This is a genomic window from Allobosea sp. RAF48, from assembly GCF_052114025.1.
Lineage (GTDB): Bacteria > Pseudomonadota > Alphaproteobacteria > Rhizobiales > Beijerinckiaceae > Allobosea.
In genome coordinates, this window is record NZ_JBFRDZ010000004.1 from 284237 (window position 1) to 300716 (window position 16480).

Annotated in this window: 17 protein-coding genes; 3 read left to right on the top strand and 14 right to left on the bottom strand. The window is 66.1% G+C overall.

The window, feature by feature from the left end:
• Positions 1 to 33 precede the first annotated feature (33 nt).
• The 6 genes from AB4Z10_RS10185 to AB4Z10_RS10210 are packed head-to-tail and all read right to left on the bottom strand — an operon-like array spanning position 34 to position 6655.
• Positions 34 to 990 (bottom strand): carbohydrate kinase family protein, encoded by a 957-nt coding sequence (locus AB4Z10_RS10185; protein WP_441470278.1) that lies wholly within the window; start codon positions 988 to 990, stop codon positions 34 to 36.
• Positions 990 to 2057, bottom strand: coding sequence for an ABC transporter ATP-binding protein (locus AB4Z10_RS10190; RefSeq protein ID WP_441470279.1), 1068 nt, complete (start codon positions 2055 to 2057; stop codon positions 990 to 992). The genes AB4Z10_RS10185 and AB4Z10_RS10190 overlap by 1 nt, the downstream gene beginning before the upstream one ends.
• Positions 2057 to 3574 (bottom strand): argininosuccinate lyase, encoded by a 1518-nt coding sequence (argH, locus tag AB4Z10_RS10195; protein ID WP_441470280.1) that lies wholly within the window; start codon positions 3572 to 3574, stop codon positions 2057 to 2059. The genes AB4Z10_RS10190 and argH overlap by 1 nt, the downstream gene beginning before the upstream one ends.
• Positions 3575 to 3579: 5 nt before the next feature.
• Positions 3580 to 4422, bottom strand: a complete 843-nt coding sequence (locus tag AB4Z10_RS10200; RefSeq protein WP_441470281.1) for a carbohydrate ABC transporter permease — start codon at positions 4420 to 4422, stop codon at positions 3580 to 3582.
• Positions 4422 to 5357, bottom strand: coding sequence for a carbohydrate ABC transporter permease (locus AB4Z10_RS10205; protein WP_441470282.1), 936 nt, complete (start codon positions 5355 to 5357; stop codon positions 4422 to 4424). The genes AB4Z10_RS10200 and AB4Z10_RS10205 overlap by 1 nt, the downstream gene beginning before the upstream one ends.
• Positions 5358 to 5395: 38 nt before the next feature.
• Entirely contained in the window at positions 5396 to 6655 is a 1260-nt protein-coding gene (locus tag AB4Z10_RS10210) for an extracellular solute-binding protein (protein ID WP_441470283.1), read from the bottom strand.
• A 163-nt stretch (positions 6656 to 6818) separates the two neighbouring features.
• Between AB4Z10_RS10210 and AB4Z10_RS10215 the strand changes: the two genes are divergently transcribed.
• Positions 6819 to 8078, top strand: a complete 1260-nt coding sequence (locus tag AB4Z10_RS10215) for an ROK family transcriptional regulator (RefSeq protein WP_441470284.1) — start codon at positions 6819 to 6821, stop codon at positions 8076 to 8078.
• Between the two features lie 46 nt (positions 8079 to 8124).
• Here the strand turns inward: AB4Z10_RS10215 and AB4Z10_RS10220 are convergent, their stop codons facing one another.
• From AB4Z10_RS10220 to AB4Z10_RS10255, 8 genes are all read right to left on the bottom strand, one after another.
• Positions 8125 to 8670, bottom strand: a complete 546-nt coding sequence (locus AB4Z10_RS10220; RefSeq protein WP_441470285.1) for a carboxymuconolactone decarboxylase family protein — start codon at positions 8668 to 8670, stop codon at positions 8125 to 8127.
• Positions 8671 to 8687: 17 nt separating this feature from the next.
• The gene (locus AB4Z10_RS10225; RefSeq protein WP_441470286.1) at positions 8688 to 8942 is read right to left on the bottom strand and encodes a nitrilase-related carbon-nitrogen hydrolase; all 255 of its coding nucleotides are present in this window, start codon (positions 8940 to 8942) and stop codon (positions 8688 to 8690) included.
• A gap of 63 nt (positions 8943 to 9005) precedes the next feature.
• Positions 9006 to 10580, bottom strand: a complete 1575-nt coding sequence (locus AB4Z10_RS10230; protein ID WP_441470287.1) for a hypothetical protein — start codon at positions 10578 to 10580, stop codon at positions 9006 to 9008.
• A 291-nt stretch (positions 10581 to 10871) separates the two neighbouring features.
• A complete protein-coding gene (locus tag AB4Z10_RS10235; RefSeq protein ID WP_441470288.1) occupies positions 10872 to 11288 on the bottom strand; it encodes a GFA family protein in 417 nt (138 codons plus the stop codon).
• Positions 11289 to 11373: 85 nt separating this feature from the next.
• Positions 11374 to 11832 (bottom strand): SRPBCC family protein, encoded by a 459-nt coding sequence (locus AB4Z10_RS10240; RefSeq protein WP_441470289.1) that lies wholly within the window; start codon positions 11830 to 11832, stop codon positions 11374 to 11376.
• The gene (locus AB4Z10_RS10245; RefSeq protein ID WP_441470290.1) at positions 11829 to 12158 is read right to left on the bottom strand and encodes an ArsR/SmtB family transcription factor; all 330 of its coding nucleotides are present in this window, start codon (positions 12156 to 12158) and stop codon (positions 11829 to 11831) included. The genes AB4Z10_RS10240 and AB4Z10_RS10245 overlap by 4 nt, the downstream gene beginning before the upstream one ends.
• Positions 12159 to 12314: 156 nt before the next feature.
• Positions 12315 to 13658 carry an oxygen-independent coproporphyrinogen III oxidase gene (hemN, locus tag AB4Z10_RS10250; protein ID WP_441470291.1) on the bottom strand — a complete coding sequence of 448 codons (1344 nt, stop codon included), beginning with the start codon at positions 13656 to 13658 and terminating at the stop codon, positions 12315 to 12317.
• Between the two features lie 167 nt (positions 13659 to 13825).
• Positions 13826 to 14728 carry a LysR family transcriptional regulator ArgP gene (locus tag AB4Z10_RS10255; RefSeq protein WP_441470292.1) on the bottom strand — a complete coding sequence of 301 codons (903 nt, stop codon included), beginning with the start codon at positions 14726 to 14728 and terminating at the stop codon, positions 13826 to 13828.
• Between the two features lie 68 nt (positions 14729 to 14796).
• Between AB4Z10_RS10255 and AB4Z10_RS10260 the strand changes: the two genes are divergently transcribed.
• Together AB4Z10_RS10260 and AB4Z10_RS10265 are read left to right on the top strand one after the other, a co-directional pair.
• Complete coding sequence (locus AB4Z10_RS10260; protein ID WP_441470293.1) at positions 14797 to 15423, top strand: LysE/ArgO family amino acid transporter; 627 nt, start codon at positions 14797 to 14799, stop codon at positions 15421 to 15423.
• Between the two features lie 103 nt (positions 15424 to 15526).
• Positions 15527 to 16444, top strand: a complete 918-nt coding sequence (locus AB4Z10_RS10265; protein WP_441470294.1) for a dihydrodipicolinate synthase family protein — start codon at positions 15527 to 15529, stop codon at positions 16442 to 16444.
• Positions 16445 to 16480 lie beyond the last annotated feature (36 nt).

Here is a 16480-nt window from a genome sequence, read left to right on the forward strand (position 1 = left end):
GCGGACTCTGCCGCTTCTCGGGTGAGCAGAGCTTCAACCATGGTGGCGCAACGGTGTTTCGAGCAGATGGTCCGCGAGGTGGGCGACGTGCCGCGGGTCGAGCTTGCTTCCTGCACCTCCGACGCTCTGAACCGAGAGCGTGCCGCAGACGACGCCCTCGGCAAGTGCGCGAACCGGAGAGCTTCCGGCAAGCCAGGCCGCCAGGAAGCCGGCATTGAAGGCATCGCCGGCGCCTGTCGTGTCGAGCACCTCCCGGCACGGCGCGGCCGGCAGGGTGACCTGCTCGCCGCCGTGGTAGAGCCGCGCTCCAGCGCCGCCGTCCTTGATCGCTACCAGTGCAAAATGCCGGGCGAGCCGCTGCCCCGCGAGGTCGAGATCATCGCAACCGGCGATCACGCGAGCTTCCGCCGCATTGGGCAGGAAGATATCGACGCCGCTGCAGCGTGCGAGGAGATCAGGCGAGCGGATCAGCGCGTCATCCCAGCTCGGATCGAGCGAGACTGTGAGGCCGTGACGGCGGGCCTCGCTTACCACATCGGGAATCTCGGCCAGCGTCGCGAATTCGGCGATATGGAGATGGCAGGCGCGGGTATCACCGAGCGCGGCGTTCAGTGTCGCCGGGCGCGCCGGACCGGCACGGCGCGAGAGAAAGGCGCGCTCGCCATCATGGATCATCGCGACGGTGAGCTGCGGACCCGCATCGGCGGCGCATTCGAGAAAGGCGAGGTCGACGCCGCTGGCTTCGAGTGCAGGCCGCAGCGCCTGCGAGATCGGGTCCTCGCCGAGGCGCGCAAGCAGGCCGGCAGGCCGGCCGAGCCCGATCAGATGCGCAGCGGTAATGAAGCCGCCGCCACCGGGAACGACGGCGACCTCGTCGGCGAAACGCTCCTCCCCGAGCCGCGGCATGGCCGCCAGCCCCCGGAAAACGAGATCGCAATAGAGCCGGCCGATGCTCAGCACCAGCCCGTCGGGCTGCGGTTGTTCGGCCATCACAGGGCCCGCTCACTCTTGGCGTCGAACAGGCGCAGCGCCGATGCCGGAGCGCCAAGCCTGACAGCAGCGCCGATGGCAGGCGGCCTCTTGGCCGAAGCCGAGGCGAGCAGCAACCCGCCTTCGGTATCGACATGCACGAAGGTTTCCGGCCCGAGCGGCTCCACGACCGCGACCGTCCCGGAGAGCACGAGGTCCGCGCCCTCGCCCGGCTCCAGCACACGCAATTCCTGCGGGCGGACGCCGACGAGGAGCTCGGCTGGAAGCGGACCGGACCAGGCAACCGGCGCCTCGCCGAGCTGGAGGGTACTCCGACCGGCTTCGGAGGCTGCTCTCGCAGGCACGATGTTCATCGTCGGCGAGCCGATGAAGCGCGCGGTGAAGACATCCGCCGGCTTCTCGTAGAGCTCCATCGGCGCACCGACCTGCAGGATGCGCCCGTCGCGCATCACCACGATCCGGTCGGCCAGGGTCATCGCCTCGACCTGGTCGTGGGTGACGAAGACGATGGTGGTGCCGAGCCGCTGGTGCAGCCGCTTGATCTCGAGCCGCATCTGCCCGCGAAGCTGCGCATCGAGATTGGAGAGCGGTTCGTCGAACAGGAAGACGGCCGGATCGCGCACCATGGCGCGCCCGATCGCGACGCGCTGGCGCTGGCCGCCGGACAGGGCCGAGGGCCGGCGCTCCAGCAGCGCGGTCAGGCCGAGCACTTCGGCGACCTCTTCGACGCGCTTGCGCTTCTGCGCCTTGTCCAGACCGGAGGTGTAGAGGCCGAAGGCGATGTTCTCGGCCACGCTCATATGGGGATAGATCGCGTAGTTCTGGAACACCATGGCGATGTTCCGTTCCTTGGGCTCCAGCTGATTGACGATGCGCCCGCCGATCGCGATGGAGCCGCCGTCGATCTCCTCCAACCCGGCGATCATGCGCAAAGTCGTCGACTTGCCGCAGCCGGAAGGGCCGACGAAGACGACGAACTCCCCGTCCTGGATGTCGAGGTCGATGCCATGCACGACCTGCGTCGGGCCATAGCTCTTGACCAGCTTCTCGATCGCGATCCCGGCCATCAGACGGCTCCTGCCAAGGCGGCGAATGCGCCGTTCAATTCCTGCCGCGCAGCCTCCTCGCGCTGCGCCGTCGCGGCGGCGGCGTCCTCGGCTGCGGCAAGCTCGGTGCGATAGCCGGCAAGCGCCGCACCCAGCGCCTTCGGACCCGGCCCGCCGAAACGCTCGCGCAGGGCGACAAAATTCTCCGGCGAGACGGCGAGCGCGAAATCCTCGCGGCTCAGGGCAGGCTCGCGGCCAGCAGCATGGCGGAAGGCATCGACGAAGGCGTCGTAGCCATCGCGCTGCAGGTCGCCATCCCGCGCGACAACGGAGCGCGCGACCGCCGAGGCGATCTCGTGCGCGACCCGGAACGGCAGGCCCTCGCGGCGCACCAACGTGTCGGCAAGCTCGGTGATGGTGATGCAGGACCGGCGGATCGTCTCGGTGACGCGGCGGCTGTCGACCGAAAGCTTCGGCAGCAGCGCGGCGAGCAGATCGAGCACACGGCCCCCCGTCTCGAAGGCCTGATAGCCCGCTTCCTGGGTCTCGCCCTCGCTGTCATTCATGTCGGTGAACGGCGTGTTGTGAACGATGTCGCGGGCCATGCGGGCGCGGCTCATCGTCTGCGAGGAAAGATGACGCAGATGCTCGATCGGAACCGGATTGCGCTTCTGAGGCATGATCGAAGAAATCTGCACGAAGGCATTGGGAACATAGATCTGTCCGACCTCGAAGGCCGTCCAGAACTGCAGGTCCTGGATCACCCGGCCGAGATGCAGGAAGACGAGCTCGACCGCGCTGAAGACGCTGGTCACATAGTCGACCGCGGCGATGCAGCCATAGGAGTTCTGCAGCGGCGCCTTGAAGCCGAGCAGGTGCGCGACACGGTGACGGTCGAGCGGGAAACCGCTTGTGGTGATCGCGGCGGCACCCATCGGGCAGAGATCGAGGAGCTCGCGCGCCTGCGTCAGGCGCAGGTGGTCGCGCAGCATCACCTCGATGGCGGCCGAGAGATAATGCCCCAGCGTCGAGGGCTGGGCGGGCTGACCATGGGTATAGGCAACGATCAGTGTCGCCCTCTCGCGCTCGGCCAGCGTCAGCGCAGCGGCAATGACGGCGCGCAGGCGCGCGGCGAGCTGGTCCAGCCGCGGCTTTAGCGCGAGCTTGAACAAGGTGTGGTCGATGTCGTTGCGGGACCGACCGGTGTGCAGCCGGCCGTCATCCTCCGGTTTCAGGCGCTTGCGCAGCTCGGCTTCGACGAGGAAGAAATAGTCCTCGACCTCGCCGGTGTAGCTCAGCGCCGCTGGATCGATTTCGCGCTCGATCGCGGCCAGTGCGTGAGCAATGCCGGACGCCGTCTCACGGGGGAGAACGCCGGTCTCGGCCAGCATGACGAGATGGGCGCGGTCGATGGCGCGGAAACCCTCGACATGATGGGTCTTCGCCCCATCGAAGAGCGGGCGCAGCACCGTTTCCTTGTAGACCGGATCGGGAAAGATGGACTTGTCGCGCGAGCGCGGGTCGGCGTTGTCGGTCATCGGACTTATCCCTTCAGCCCGGCGAGCACGACGCCGCGGACGATATAGCGCTGCAGCACCAGGAAGACGGTGAGCGTCGGCAGGGTCGCGAGCGCCGCCCCCGTCATGATGAGTTCCCACTGCACCTGCGCCTCGACGGCGAAGCTCGTGAGGCCGACGGGGAGCGTGTAGAGCTCCTTGCTCGTCGTCACGATCAGCGGCCAGATGAAGGCCGTCCAGTTGCCCAGGAAGGTGAAGATCGCGAGCGCCGAGAGCGCAGGCGTCACCAGCGCCATGGCAATGCGCCAGAAGATCGCGAATTCGTTGAGCCCGTCGACGCGCGCCGCCTCGAGGAAATCGTTCGGCACCGTCTCGAAGAACTGCTTCATCAGGAAGGTGCCGAAGGCGGTCATCATGCCCGGGAACATGATGCCCCAGTAGCTGTCGAGCCAGCCGAAGTTCTTGGCCATGACGTACCAGGGGATGACCAGCATCTCCGTCGGGATCATCAGCGTCGAGAGGATGGCGATGAAGACCAGATAGCGGCCGCGGAACCGGAACTTCGCCAGCGTGTAGCCCACCAGGCTGTCGAAGAAGACGTTGGAGAGCGTGACCGCAGCCGCGATGCCGAAGGAGTTCGCGAACCAGCGCAGGAAACGGCCGTCAGAGAGAACCGTGACGTAGTTCTCGAGCGTCGGATGCGCCGGGAAGAAGGCGAGATCGTAGATCTCGGAGGAGTCTTTCAGCGAGGTCGCGAACATGAAGGCGAGCGGCGTCACCATCAACAGGCCGCCGCCGAAGAGAAGCAGCCAGGCGAGGATGCGACCGGGTCCGGTACGGCCGGAGAGTGGCGAGGCGATGGCGCTCATCAGCGGTCCCTCAGCAGGCGCAGCTGCAGCAGCGAGACGCAGAGCAGAACGAGGAAGAGCACGACGGTCTGGGCCGCAGCATAGCCCATGTCGAAGGAGGAGAAGGCAGTCTGATAGATCATCAGCACGAGCGGCTTGGTCGCGTTCAGCGGCCCGCCGGGGTCGCTGCTCGTCTGGCTCGTCATGTTGTAGACCTGATCGAAGATCCGCAGGAAGCCGATCGAGGAGAAGACGACGAGGAAGATGATCGTCGGCTTGAGCAAAGGCAGGGTGATCCGCCGGAGGATGGCGAGGTCGGGAAGTCCGTCGATGCGGGCCGCCTCGTAATAGGTGGTCGGGATCGCGCGCAGGCCGGCGAGGAAGATCACGACCTGGAAGCCCAGCCCCGCCCAGATCGCCGGCGCGAGCACGGCAGGCAGCGCCTGCGTCGTCGAGCGCAGGAAGGGCTGCTGGGGAATGCCAAGCCCGGCGAGCAGGTTGTTGAACAGGCCGATCGGCACCGGCTGGTAGAACCAGCGCCAAACCCAGGCCATCGCCGCCGCCGTAGTGAGGAAAGGCAGGAAATACAGCGCCCGGATGAAGCCGTGCATGAAGCGGACACGGTCGAGGTGATAGGCGATCGCGAAGGACAGGATCAGGCTCAGCGGCGTGCCGATGACGAGGTAGAGGAAGGTGTTGGCGAACACCTTCCAGAACACCGGATCGGTCAGCAGGCGCTCGAAATTCGCCAGCCCGACGTAGGTCGGCGGCGTCATCAGGTTCCACTTCGTGGTCGAGATCACGAAGGCCTCGAGCGTCGGGTAGAAGCGAACCAGCCCGTAGAACAGGATCGGCACAGCCAGGAAGGCCCAGGCCCAGACGACCTGCTTCTGTCGCAGGCTGAGGCCCTGCCAAAGGCGCCCGCCGGAGCGGGCGACATCGGTGTCGATTGTCATATGCGTCCTGTCCCGATGGCCTGCTCAGACAGCTGCGATCACTTCTTGTAGAAGCGGTCGAGGATCGCCTGCTCGGCCTTGGCGGCCTCGGCAAGCGCCGCCCTGGGCTCCTGGTCCTGGAGCAGAACGCGGTTGGCCATGTCGAGGATCACCTGGCGCTGCGGCATCTCGTCGACGAACACGGTCGCCTGCGAGTAGTTCAGCGCCTTCAGGAACGGGCCGTAGACGGGATGGGCGAGGTTCTTCTCGGTCTCAGCCGCGGCCTTGCGCGCCGGCAGCTCGCCGACGGTCTCCAACCAGAGCTGCATCGCCTCGGGCGAGGTCACGAAGGCCAAGAACTTCTTCGACGCCTCGAGCTTCTCGCCGGTCGGCTTCGTGGTGATGGCATTGACCCAATAGCTGGCGAAGTTCGACTTCGTCCCGTCGGGTCCGGCCGGCAGCTCGGCGACGCCCCACTCGAAGTTCTTGATGCCGCCGAACGCGCCGAGGCGGAACGAACCGTCGATCGTCATCGCCGCACGGCCAGCGCGGAAGGCGGCCTGGCCCTCATCCATGAAGCCGGCGAGCCCGACCTTGTGGACGCGCTGGAGATCGGCATACCAAGCGAGCGACTTGGCGCCGGCCTCGCTGTCATAGGTCACCTTGCGGTTGTCGGCGCTGTAGGGCGCGCCGCCCATCTGGCGCAGCAGCACCTCGCGCCACCAATGGTAGTCCTGGCCGGGCATGTCGAGCGTGATACCCGCCTGCAGCATGTTGCCCGCGCCGTCGCGCTTCGTGGCCTTCTTGGCGACGTCGAGGAACTCGTCGAGCGTCTTCGGCGGCTTGGCCGGATCGAGCCCCGCCTCCTGGAAGATCTTCTTGTTGTAGAACAACGCCAGCGAGCGCACCGCCGTCGGCAGGCCGTAATATTCACCGTCGCGCTTCATCGCCGAGACGATCGGATAGAACTCCTTCTCGATCATCTCCGGCGGGAAGGCGTCGCGCGGCAGCGGCCGGATGACCTTGCCGGCAATGAAGTTGTCGACCCAGCCATAGAAGAGCTGGACCACGTCCGGCCCCTGCCCCGCGGGCGCCGCTGCGACGATCTTGGTCTGGTAGTCGGCATAGGGGAAGGTCGTGTGCTTGACCTTGATGTTCGGATTGGCGGCCTCGAAGCGCTTGATCAGCTCGTTCATCGCCTTGACGCGAGCGTCGAACACATACTGCCAATATTCGATCTCGACCGCCTGGGCGCGGGCGCCGGCGATGGCGCCGACAGACATCAACATGCCCAGGAACAATCCGCGAAAGCCGCGCATGGTCTCTCCCCTCTGGTTGTGACGCCCGATTCATCTGCTCCCGGCAGACGGGGCTGTCTGGCGCCATGCTTTTCCCGGCGCAGGATCGCTGTCAACAAATTAATTCACTTGAATTGAATTAATAACCGCCGCAGCTTGTCGAGACGAAGAACCCCGGTTTCCGATGCCGCACCGCAAGCCTCCCGCAGCGCAAAGCGCCGCCCTCGGCGCCAACCCCGAAAGGGCGCGCCACCACAACCGCCGCGTTGTGCTCGAGACCTTCCGTCAGCACGGCCGGCTCGGCCGCTCGGATATCGCCCACCTGACCCGGCTGACCGCCCAGACCGTCTCGAACATCGTCGCCGAGTTGCTGGAAGAGGGATATCTGATCGAGCTCGGCCGCCGGCGCACGGCGCGGGGCCAACCGCCGGTAGAGTTCGCCCTCAACGCCGATGGCGGCCTCACCGCCGGCATGGAGATCGCGGCGGACCACATCACCACGGTACTGGTCGACCTGACCGGGGAAGTCAGGGCTCAGCGCGTCGCCCCCCTCCCCGACCTTGCCGTGGAAGCGGTACAGGCGCTGGCTGCGGGAGAACTGGCGCGGGCGCGAGCGGCACAGGGACTTCCGGAGCGCCTGCTCGGCTGCGGCGTGGTGATGCCGGGCCCGTTCGATTTCGAGGGCACGCTCACCGTCGGCTCGACGGCGCTGCCGGGGTGGACCGGCCATGATGTCACGGCCCTGATGAGCGCCGCGCTCGGCACCTCGGTCACGATCGAAAACGACGCCACGGCTGCCGCGGTCGGAGAGCATCTCTACGGGATCGGCCGCAATCTGCGGCACTTCTGCCTGGTCTATTTCGGCCTTGGCCTCGGCCTCGGGCTCATGTTCGACGGCGAGCCCTATCGCGGTGCCTTCGGCAACGCCGGCGAGATCGGCCACATTCCGGTGGTGCCGCATGGCGAGACCTGCATCTGCGGGCGCCAGGGCTGCCTCGAACGCTATGTCTCGCCGCCGGCGCTGCGGGACGCACTGCGTCGCGCCGGCATCGACCAGATCGATGCCGGCGGAATCGCGCGCCTCCACGCCGAGGGGCATCCGGTCGTGACAGGCTGGATCACCCAGGCGGGAGCATTGCTCGCCCCCGTGCTGGGCTTGCTGGAGAACCTGTTCGATCCGGAGACCATCGTGCTCGGCGGCGCACTGCCGGACAGCGTCATCGATGCGCTAATCGCAGCGGCGGGGCCGTTGCCGCTCTCCGTAGCAAGGCGTGGCGATCGCTCGGTTCCCCGCGTCCAGCGCGGCGCCACGGGCCAATTTACCGCCGCGCTCGGCGCAGCAGCGCTACCGCTCCTGGACGCGACGGCGCCGCGGCTCGTGCGCAATCCGACAACGGCCGACGAGAACCACTCCGCGGCCGCCGACGGCACTGCCGCATCCTGAGCGCCCGCCGCAGCGGCGATCCGGCAGATCGTGCTCGCTGGTGCCGCTATGCCCCTGCCAGCGGTCGCTCGGCCATCTCCGTTGCGACGCCGGCATCGATCGGCGTGTCGTAGGTCATCAGGATGTAGCCAAGGACAGAATAGAAGCCGACAGTCGCGATCAGGTCGAAAACCGCCTCGCGGCCGAGCGCGGCGGCCAGCTCGGACTCCAGCGCGACCGAGAGGCGCCGGTCGTCGAAGAGGGCATCCACCGCCCGCGCGATCAACCCGTCCTCGCCCTCCGGCATGCCGCGCAGCGCAGCGATACGCGCGTCGCTCATGCCCAGAACCCGAGCCCGGCTGACATGATGGGCCCACTCATAGGGCGAGCCCATGCGATGGGCCGCGCGCAGGATCACCACCTCCGAGCGCACCGGCCCGAGCGCACTGTCCTTGACGACGTGCTGGCGCAGCGGTGCCCAGGCCTGCAGCAGCGCCGGATGATGCGCCATCGTCCGGTAGACATTGAGCGCGCCGGCGAAACCGGTCTTCATCCCGGCGAGGGCTTCGGGCCAGTCGGCATCGCTGATCGGCGGGCAGGCAGAACGCGTCATCGGATGTCTCGCAGGGCTCAGGGCGTGAGGTATTTGGCGTAGAGCACGGCCATCCGGTCGGCCCCGATGCCGGTGAAGCTGCGATAGCGCACGACCTCGGCGAGGTCGATATCGACCCGCAGCACGTCCTCGCGATCATCGTAGAGCGCGCCGAGCGCGCGACCGTCCGGCCCGAGCGCACAGGAGCCGCCGAAGAAGCGCTGCCCGCCGCGGTTGCAGCTCAGAAAGAAGGCGCCGTTCTCGGTCGACTGCGTGCAGGCGCGATGGATCAACCGCCTCGTCCGAGGCCCCCGAGCGCGCCGAGCAGCGTGTGAAACAGCGGCAGGCTTCCGCTTTCAGCAGAACAGAAAATCACTCTCTGTCAGGGTTTCCGCGAAATTGTGGAGAGTCACCTGATCCGCCCCTGCGGTAACGATGACGTCGGAGCCACTTTGCGTAATGACGAGATCGGCGAACGATTCTACGCCCGCCACGCCACTGAACTCGATTTTATCGTGCTGGCACTGGCTGAAGTCCTCGATGGTGTTATTGGTTCCGACCGTCATTGAACCAGCGTCCTTGAACACGAACCGATCGGCACCGCCCTGAGCGTGGTCGCTCAGTTGTCCGTCACCCCACATGTCGTTGCTGACCGTGGATCCCGGTGCAGCGGTTCCGGCGATCAAGGTGTCATCGCCGCCCTTGGCGAAGCCCGACAGGCTTGCTGCGTCACCGAAGAGAACGTTCGTCACCGTGCCACTGCCGCTGTTGCTGCCGCCGGTAAGCGTATCGTTGCCAGCTCTCGCAGCTTCCGACATGAATTCCGCGTCGCCGTAGAGTTGGTAGTGAACATCACCGGCGCCGGCGTTGTCGCCGCCGGTCAGGGTATCGTTGCCGCCCCTGGCATCGCCAGACATCGTCTGGGTGTCGCCATACGCGATATCGTTGAATAGGCCTGACAGCGTCACGCTGCCTGGCAGCACCGCCACGTCGTCGCCGCCCTGGGCGTGGCCCGACATGCCGCCGGCCGCGTCGCCGTAGAATACGTTGGCAGAGTCGCTGCCAGCTATCAAAGTGTCGTTGCCGCCTTTGGCGAAGTCCGACATGTTGCCGCTCGCATCGCCGAAGAAGTTATTCGAGGAGAGGATGGCGCCGATGTAAGTGTCGTCCCCGCCCTGAGCATGGCCGGACATGCCGCCGCCCGCGTCGCCAGAGAAACTATTGGAGGAGTTGCTGCCGGGGCTGAAGGTGTCATTGCCGCCCTTGGCATGGTCGGACATGTTCCCGAGCGCATCACCCTGGAAAAAGTTGGTGGAGTTCTGCCCGCCCGTAAAGATGTCGTCGCCGCCCTGAGCGTGCCCGACCATATTGCCGCCCGCGTCCCCGTTGAAAGCGTTGATCGCGTCGCTGCCCCCGGTGAAAGCGTCGTTGCCGCCCCGACTGTGGTCCGACATATCGCCGCCCGCGTCTCCAAAGAAGTTATTGATTGCCCCCGCGCCGCCCGTGAAAGTGTCGTTGCCGCCTTGAGCATGGCCGGACATGTTGCCGCCTGCGTCGCCGAAGAAATAATTGCTCGACTCTGCGGCTCCCGTGAAGGTGTCGTTGCCGCCCTTGCCGTGGTCCGACATCTCACCACCCGCATCGCCGTAGACAGTGGTGAAGGATTGGAATGCGCCCGCAAAAGTGGCTGTGAAGGTATCGTCGCCGCCCCGCGCAGAATCAGAAATGTCGCCGAGCGCATCACCGTAAAAAGTGTAGGTGGCGGCGCCGCTCTCGGTGAAGATGTCGTTGCCGCCCCCGGAATGATCGAGCAGACTGCCGCCAGCGTCGCCGATCAGAACATTGTTGGTCGGATTGCCGGCAAGAATGTCATCGGTGCCCAATTGATGATCGGTCAGATCACCCGGGGTAAACGGGACGCGGTGAGACATGACATGCTCCCACTGAGTTACCCCAGCGCCCGCCGCGATATTAGGCTGATACGCCCCAGTCCACAACGACCGCAAACGGGCTAGTTCCTTTGGGTCGATGCCAGCCTGGGGGGCCATACTTGCTGCGATGTGGTCCACGCCGTGGCCCCGAGGCGCGCATCCATTAGCTGGCTATTCCGGATCGGGGCACCCGCGGCCCATGTGCACGGCGCCAAATCTCCGGTCGCAGGGGCCATCAAAAGTCCGCTTCCGGCACCGAGCGAGGTCGGCCAAGTGTGATCCGGCCGCCCCTCACACCGGCGGCATCGTCTCGAATTTCGGCAAGGCCGGATCGACGTGATCCCAGGCATGACCGCGCGCCGCGTAGGTCACCACCTGCGGAGCGTACCGGCTGGGATCGTCGAGGCTCGCGGCGTGCACGGTGAACAGATCGGGCATGGCCGCGAATGTCAGATATACCGGCGATCCGCAGGCGGGGCAGAAGCCGCGCGTCTTCACATTGCCGCTGTCGGCGACCACGTCCCAATGCGTCACCTCCCCCGCAAGCTTCACCTGCGCGCGCAACGGGAAGGTCAGGTAGGATCCATGCCCGGTGCCGCTCGTGTGCTGGCAGTCGCGGCACTGGCAGTCGTTCATGAAGATCGGCTCGCAAGAAATCTCGTAGCGGGCCGCGCCGCAGGCGCAGCCGCCGGTGTAAGCGTCAATCATCGCTCTCTCCTGTCATGAAGCGTCGATGGATCGCGCGCAGATAGCAGCGATCGGAGCCCGCTCCGGGGCACGGCCTCGTGCCCGGTCAGTCCTGCTCGCCGGCGATGCTGCCGATGCTCGGGACGACCTTCTTCCAACCGTTGCCCATTGTCTCGAAAGCGGACTGGTTCCTCGGCACGACGAAACCGGCATGGACGAGGCGCAAGCGTGTTCCGTTCGCTGTCCTGAAGAGCGTCCAGCTGACGACCGTGTCCAGCAGCGAGCCGTAGCCGGCATTCGCCTCGTGCCCGCCCTTCCAGCTATAGACGAGGCTCTCGTTCGGGATCACCTCCAATACCTGGCAATGAATGGTGCCGTCCCAGGCGCCGGCGGGTTTGGTCTGGAAGGTGAATCGCCTGCCCTTCACCGGCTCGAACCCCGTCGGCGCCATCAGCCAGCGGCCGATCAGTTCGCCGGTGGTCAACGTCTTCCAGAGAGTCTCCGGCGCGTACGGGAAGACCTCCTCGACCACGATATCCCTGGTGTCGGATGCGGTGTCGTTCATGGATCGATCTCCTTGAGAAGGGCACGGAGGTCGCCGAACCGGTCGCGCCAGAAGGCGCCGTAGTGACTCATCCAGTCGGCCAGCGGCTCGAGGCCTTCGGGCCGGGCGCGGTAGTAGACCTTGCGCCCCTCGGGGCGCTCGGCGACCAGGCCAGCCTGCTTCAACGACTTCAGATGCTGGGAGACTGCTCCCTGCGTCACGCCGCTTCCCCGCGTCAGCTCGACAACGGTGATCTCGCCGGACTGGATGATCCGCTCGAACACCGCCCGCCGGGTCGGAACGGCAAGCGCCTGCATGACGGCGTCGATGGCGACGGTTGCGATCATGAAAATCAAATAGCTTTCGCTAATTGATTAGTCAAGACTATTATCTGAAGCGCCGTAAGGCATGTCCGCGTTTCTCCGAAGCGCCGACATGCCTTACGGCGCTGTTTTATCGCATTTTCTTCTCGTGAACCGGTGTCCACTTCGCTCGAGAATGCTCTAGACAGCCCGGCTGTAGCGGCGCGGCGATTGCTCGACATGGGCATCGAAGACCGATGCCACCTTGCGCACGAGCAGGCGCGCATTCTCCGGGAGGAGCACGCGGCTGCCATCGAAGTCGACCACCCCCTCCGACGCCAGTTGGTCGAGGGCGCGTAACGCGGGGGCGAGAACCTGCGGATCGACCGGATGCCGTGCGCAGACGGCATCGATATCGACCGCGAGATCGCACATCACACGCTCGATCAGCTCGGCCCGCAGGCGGTCCTCGGCGCTCAGGCCGTAGCCCCTGGCGGTGGGCAGCAAGCTGTCGGCGATGCGCTCCGCATAGCGGCCGATAACCACCTCGTTCTGGACATAGCCCTGCGGCAGGCGCCCGATCGCCGACGCCCCGAAGCCGATCAGCGCCTCACAGGGATCTGTGGTGTAGCCCTGAAAGTTGCGATGGAGCCGGCCTTCCGGCAGCGCCCGGGCCATCGCGTCATCCGGCCGGGCGAAATGATCCAGCCCGATGCGGACATAGCCCGCGGCAGTGAGGCTGCGCGCCATCGCCTCCGCCTGCTCGTGCCGCGCTTGCCCGTCGGGGAGGTCTTCAGTTGCGATCCGGCGCTGGTGCTTCTTGAATTCGGGCACATGGGCATAGCCGAAGATCGAAAACCGATCGGGCCGCATCGCCAGGCATTGCTCGACCGTGTCGAGGCAGGATTGCAGCGTCTGCTTCGGCAGGCCGTAGATCAGGTCGAAGCTGACGGCGCGGATTCCCTCCTCGCGCAAGCCTGAGACCACGGCGGCGGTCTGCTCGACGCTCTGGATGCGGTTGATGGCCTTCTGCACGGCGGGATCGAAGCTCTGCACCCCAAGGCTCGCCCGATTGACGCCGGCCGCCGCCAGCGCGGCCGCCATCGCAGGTTCGAGGCGGCGTGGATCGATCTCGACCGCAATCTCGGCGTCGGGATGGACAGCGAAATGCTGGCGCAGCAACCCGACAAGCGCGACGAAATCCGCCGGCTCGAGGATCGTCGGCGTGCCGCCGCCGAAATGGACGTGACGCACGTCAACAGATGCGCAGAGATGCTCGGCGACCAGCGCGATTTCGCCGCGCAGCGCTGCGAGATAGTCGATGATCGGGCCGTTGCGCAGCGCCACCGTGGTGTGGCAACCGCAATACCAGCACATCGAACGGCAAAACGGGACGTGCAGATAGAGCGACGTCGTCGTCCCCGCCGCGAGCGCCTTCAGCCACTTCGCATAGGATGGCCCGTCCACTTCCGCATGAAAGTGAGGGGCTGTCGGGTAGCTGGTGTAGCGCGGAAGCCGCTCGTCTCGATATGGCGTGGCCTGCATGGCGCGGCTCCGATCAATTTTAAACCGAGCCCTTGTTTAGTCGTCAGCGCGATCCTCTTCTTTGACATGCTGCAAACTCGCGCGGTGTCAGAGGCCTTCCATGCATGTGTCGAGGCCATGTCTTCTCCAGGTCGCAGCCATCAGTCTTATCGCGGCGAATGTCCGGCCTACCCGGTGGGTCCAAGCTCCTGCGTTGCAACCGTCCGGACCGCCTGTGTGAGCTTGTCGAGCAGCCGCACCGCCAATCGTGTGCGCTGCCAGTAAAGCGCAACCCCGATCCGCTTTTGCGGTGGCAGCTCGATCAGGCGGCCCGCGGCAACCAGCGGGCTCGCGAGCGGCACGGGAGCCATCGACCATCCCAGCCCGGCGAGCGTCATATCCAGCATGCCCTGCGTCGACGGCGTCCAGTGAATCGGCGGCGAGATCGTCGCTCCCCATGCCTCCCGCGCCCATCGCGACTGCAGTTCATCGCGGCGGTCGAAGCGCATCATCGGAGCGCGCTGCAGGCTCGACGCATCGGCGCCCGCCGGAAAATGCCTGCTCGCAAATGCCGGGCTGGCCACGGCCAGGTATTCGACAATGCCGAGTGGGTGAATCCTGCAGCCTGCGACGGGGGCCGGGTCCGCCGTCACCGCCGCCAGGACATCGCCCGTGCGAAGCCGCTCGGCTGTATGAGCCTCGTCGTCGAGGACAAGATCGAGCAGGCCACCGGTTTCAGTCGCGAATTGAGCTGCCGCCCCGGGAAACCATGTGCTGACGCTGTCGGCGTTGACCGCGACACGCACCGCATAGGGGCCGGCGTCCGGCCCTGCCGTCAGACCGGGCAGAGCGCCGACGACTTCGGTTTCGATGAGCCGGACCCGCTCGACATGGGCACATAGCTTGGCGCCGATCTCCGTAGGGCGGCAGGGCGAGCCTCTTGTCAGCAGGATCGCTCCGAGCCGTTCCTCGAGGCCTTTCACACGTTGCGAGACTGCCGAGGGCGTAACGCCCAGCGCTGCCGCCGCCTTTTCGAAGCTGCCTTCGCGTGCGACGGCGGCGACTGCTGCCAACGCCTGATAGTCGAGCATTAGTCTGCCTAAATCAGCATAAGTGAATTTAGTTAGACTACATCGATGCCCGGACGCATCAAGCCCGCATGACCAGCGCTCTCCTGCCTGCCTTCGCCAAAGGCTTTGTTCTCTCCGCCGGCCTCATCGTCGCCATCGGCGCCCAGAACATGTTCGTCCTCCGGCAGGGGCTGAAGCGCGAACATGTCTGGCCCATCGTCCTCTTCTGCGCGGCGGCGGATGCCTGCCTGATCGTCGCGGGGGTGAGCGGCCTGGGCAGCGTGCTTGCGCTCGTTCCGGGTTTGTCGCTGGCACTCGGTCTTGCCGGAGCAGCCTTCCTCGCCTGGTACGGCGTCTCGGCGCTGCGCCGGGCAGCCAGCCCAACCGCGCTCATCGTCGATCAGCAGGCGGGGATCAGCCTCGGTGCCGCGCTTGCGGGCACCGCCGCCTTCACCTTCCTCAATCCGCACGTCTACATCGACACTGTCATGCTGATGGGCGCCGTCGGGACGAGCCTGCCGCCCGTCGAGCGCACGCCATTCATGGCCGGAGCGGCGAGCGCGAGCTTCGCCTGGTTCGCTTCGCTGGGGTTTGGCGCGCGCTTCCTGGCGCCGCTCTTCGCCCGACCGGCAGCCTGGCGCATCCTGGATCTCGCGATCGGCGTCATGATGCTGGCGCTCGCCGCGAGCCTGGTGCGCGGCGCGCTGGCGAGTTGACGAGTCGGAGTTATCCAGCCTCAGTCACCGGATCGGGATGATGCTGGCTGCATCGCCACCAGGCGATCCCGCACCAAGCCATGAAAGGCGAACGGAGCAGACCATGGCGGGAACTTCGATCTTTCGGGGATTGTCAGCCTTTCCGCTGACGCCGGCCGATGCTGACGGCGTGGTCGATACGCAAGCCTTTGCCCGCATGCTCGACCGGCTCGTCGCGGCCGGGGTCGATTCCATCGCGGTGCTGGGCAGCACCGGCACCTACGCCTATCTGGACCGGAGCGAGCGAGCCCGCGCATTGGCTGCGGCCGTCGAGACCGTCGCAGGCCGCGTCCCGCTCATTGCCGGCATCGGTGCCATGCGAACCTCATGGGTGCGGGAGCTCGCCGGGGATGCGGAGCGGATGGGCGCTGATGGGCTGCTGCTGGCTCCGGTCTCGTACACACCGCTTACGCAGGACGAGGTCTTCGCCCAATTCGAAGCGGTCTCGGCGAAAACCGAGCTTCCGGTCTGCATCTACAACAATCCCAGCACGACCCATTTCACCTTCTCGCCGGAGCTGATCGGCCGCCTTTCCAGGCTGGCGAATATCGCGGCGATCAAAATGCCGCTGCCTGCGGACGGGAATTTCGAAGGCGAAATGAGCCTGCTGCGATCGTCCTGCCAGAGTGGGATGACCGTCGGATATAGCGGCGATTGGGGCGCCGCCTCGGCGCTCCTGGCAGGCGCGGATGCCTGGTACAGCGTCGTCGCCGGCATTCTACCTGCCGCCGCTCTGCGTTTGACGCGCGCCGCGATGGCCGGTGATGAGGAATCAGCTGGCGCTGCCAATGCTGCGTTCGAGCCGCTGTGGGCGCTGTTTCGCGCCCATGGCAGCCTGCGCGTGATGTATCGGATCGCGGATCAGCTCGGGCTTCAGCCCGGATCGCCGCCATTGCCGATCCAGCCGCTCGCCGGCTCCATCGGCGCGGCGGTCGAGGAGGCACTTCAGCTTATCGAGAAATCTGCGGCAGGCGGGAGCTGACCGGCGCCTTTCGCGCCGGCCGGCGGATGTCGGCCA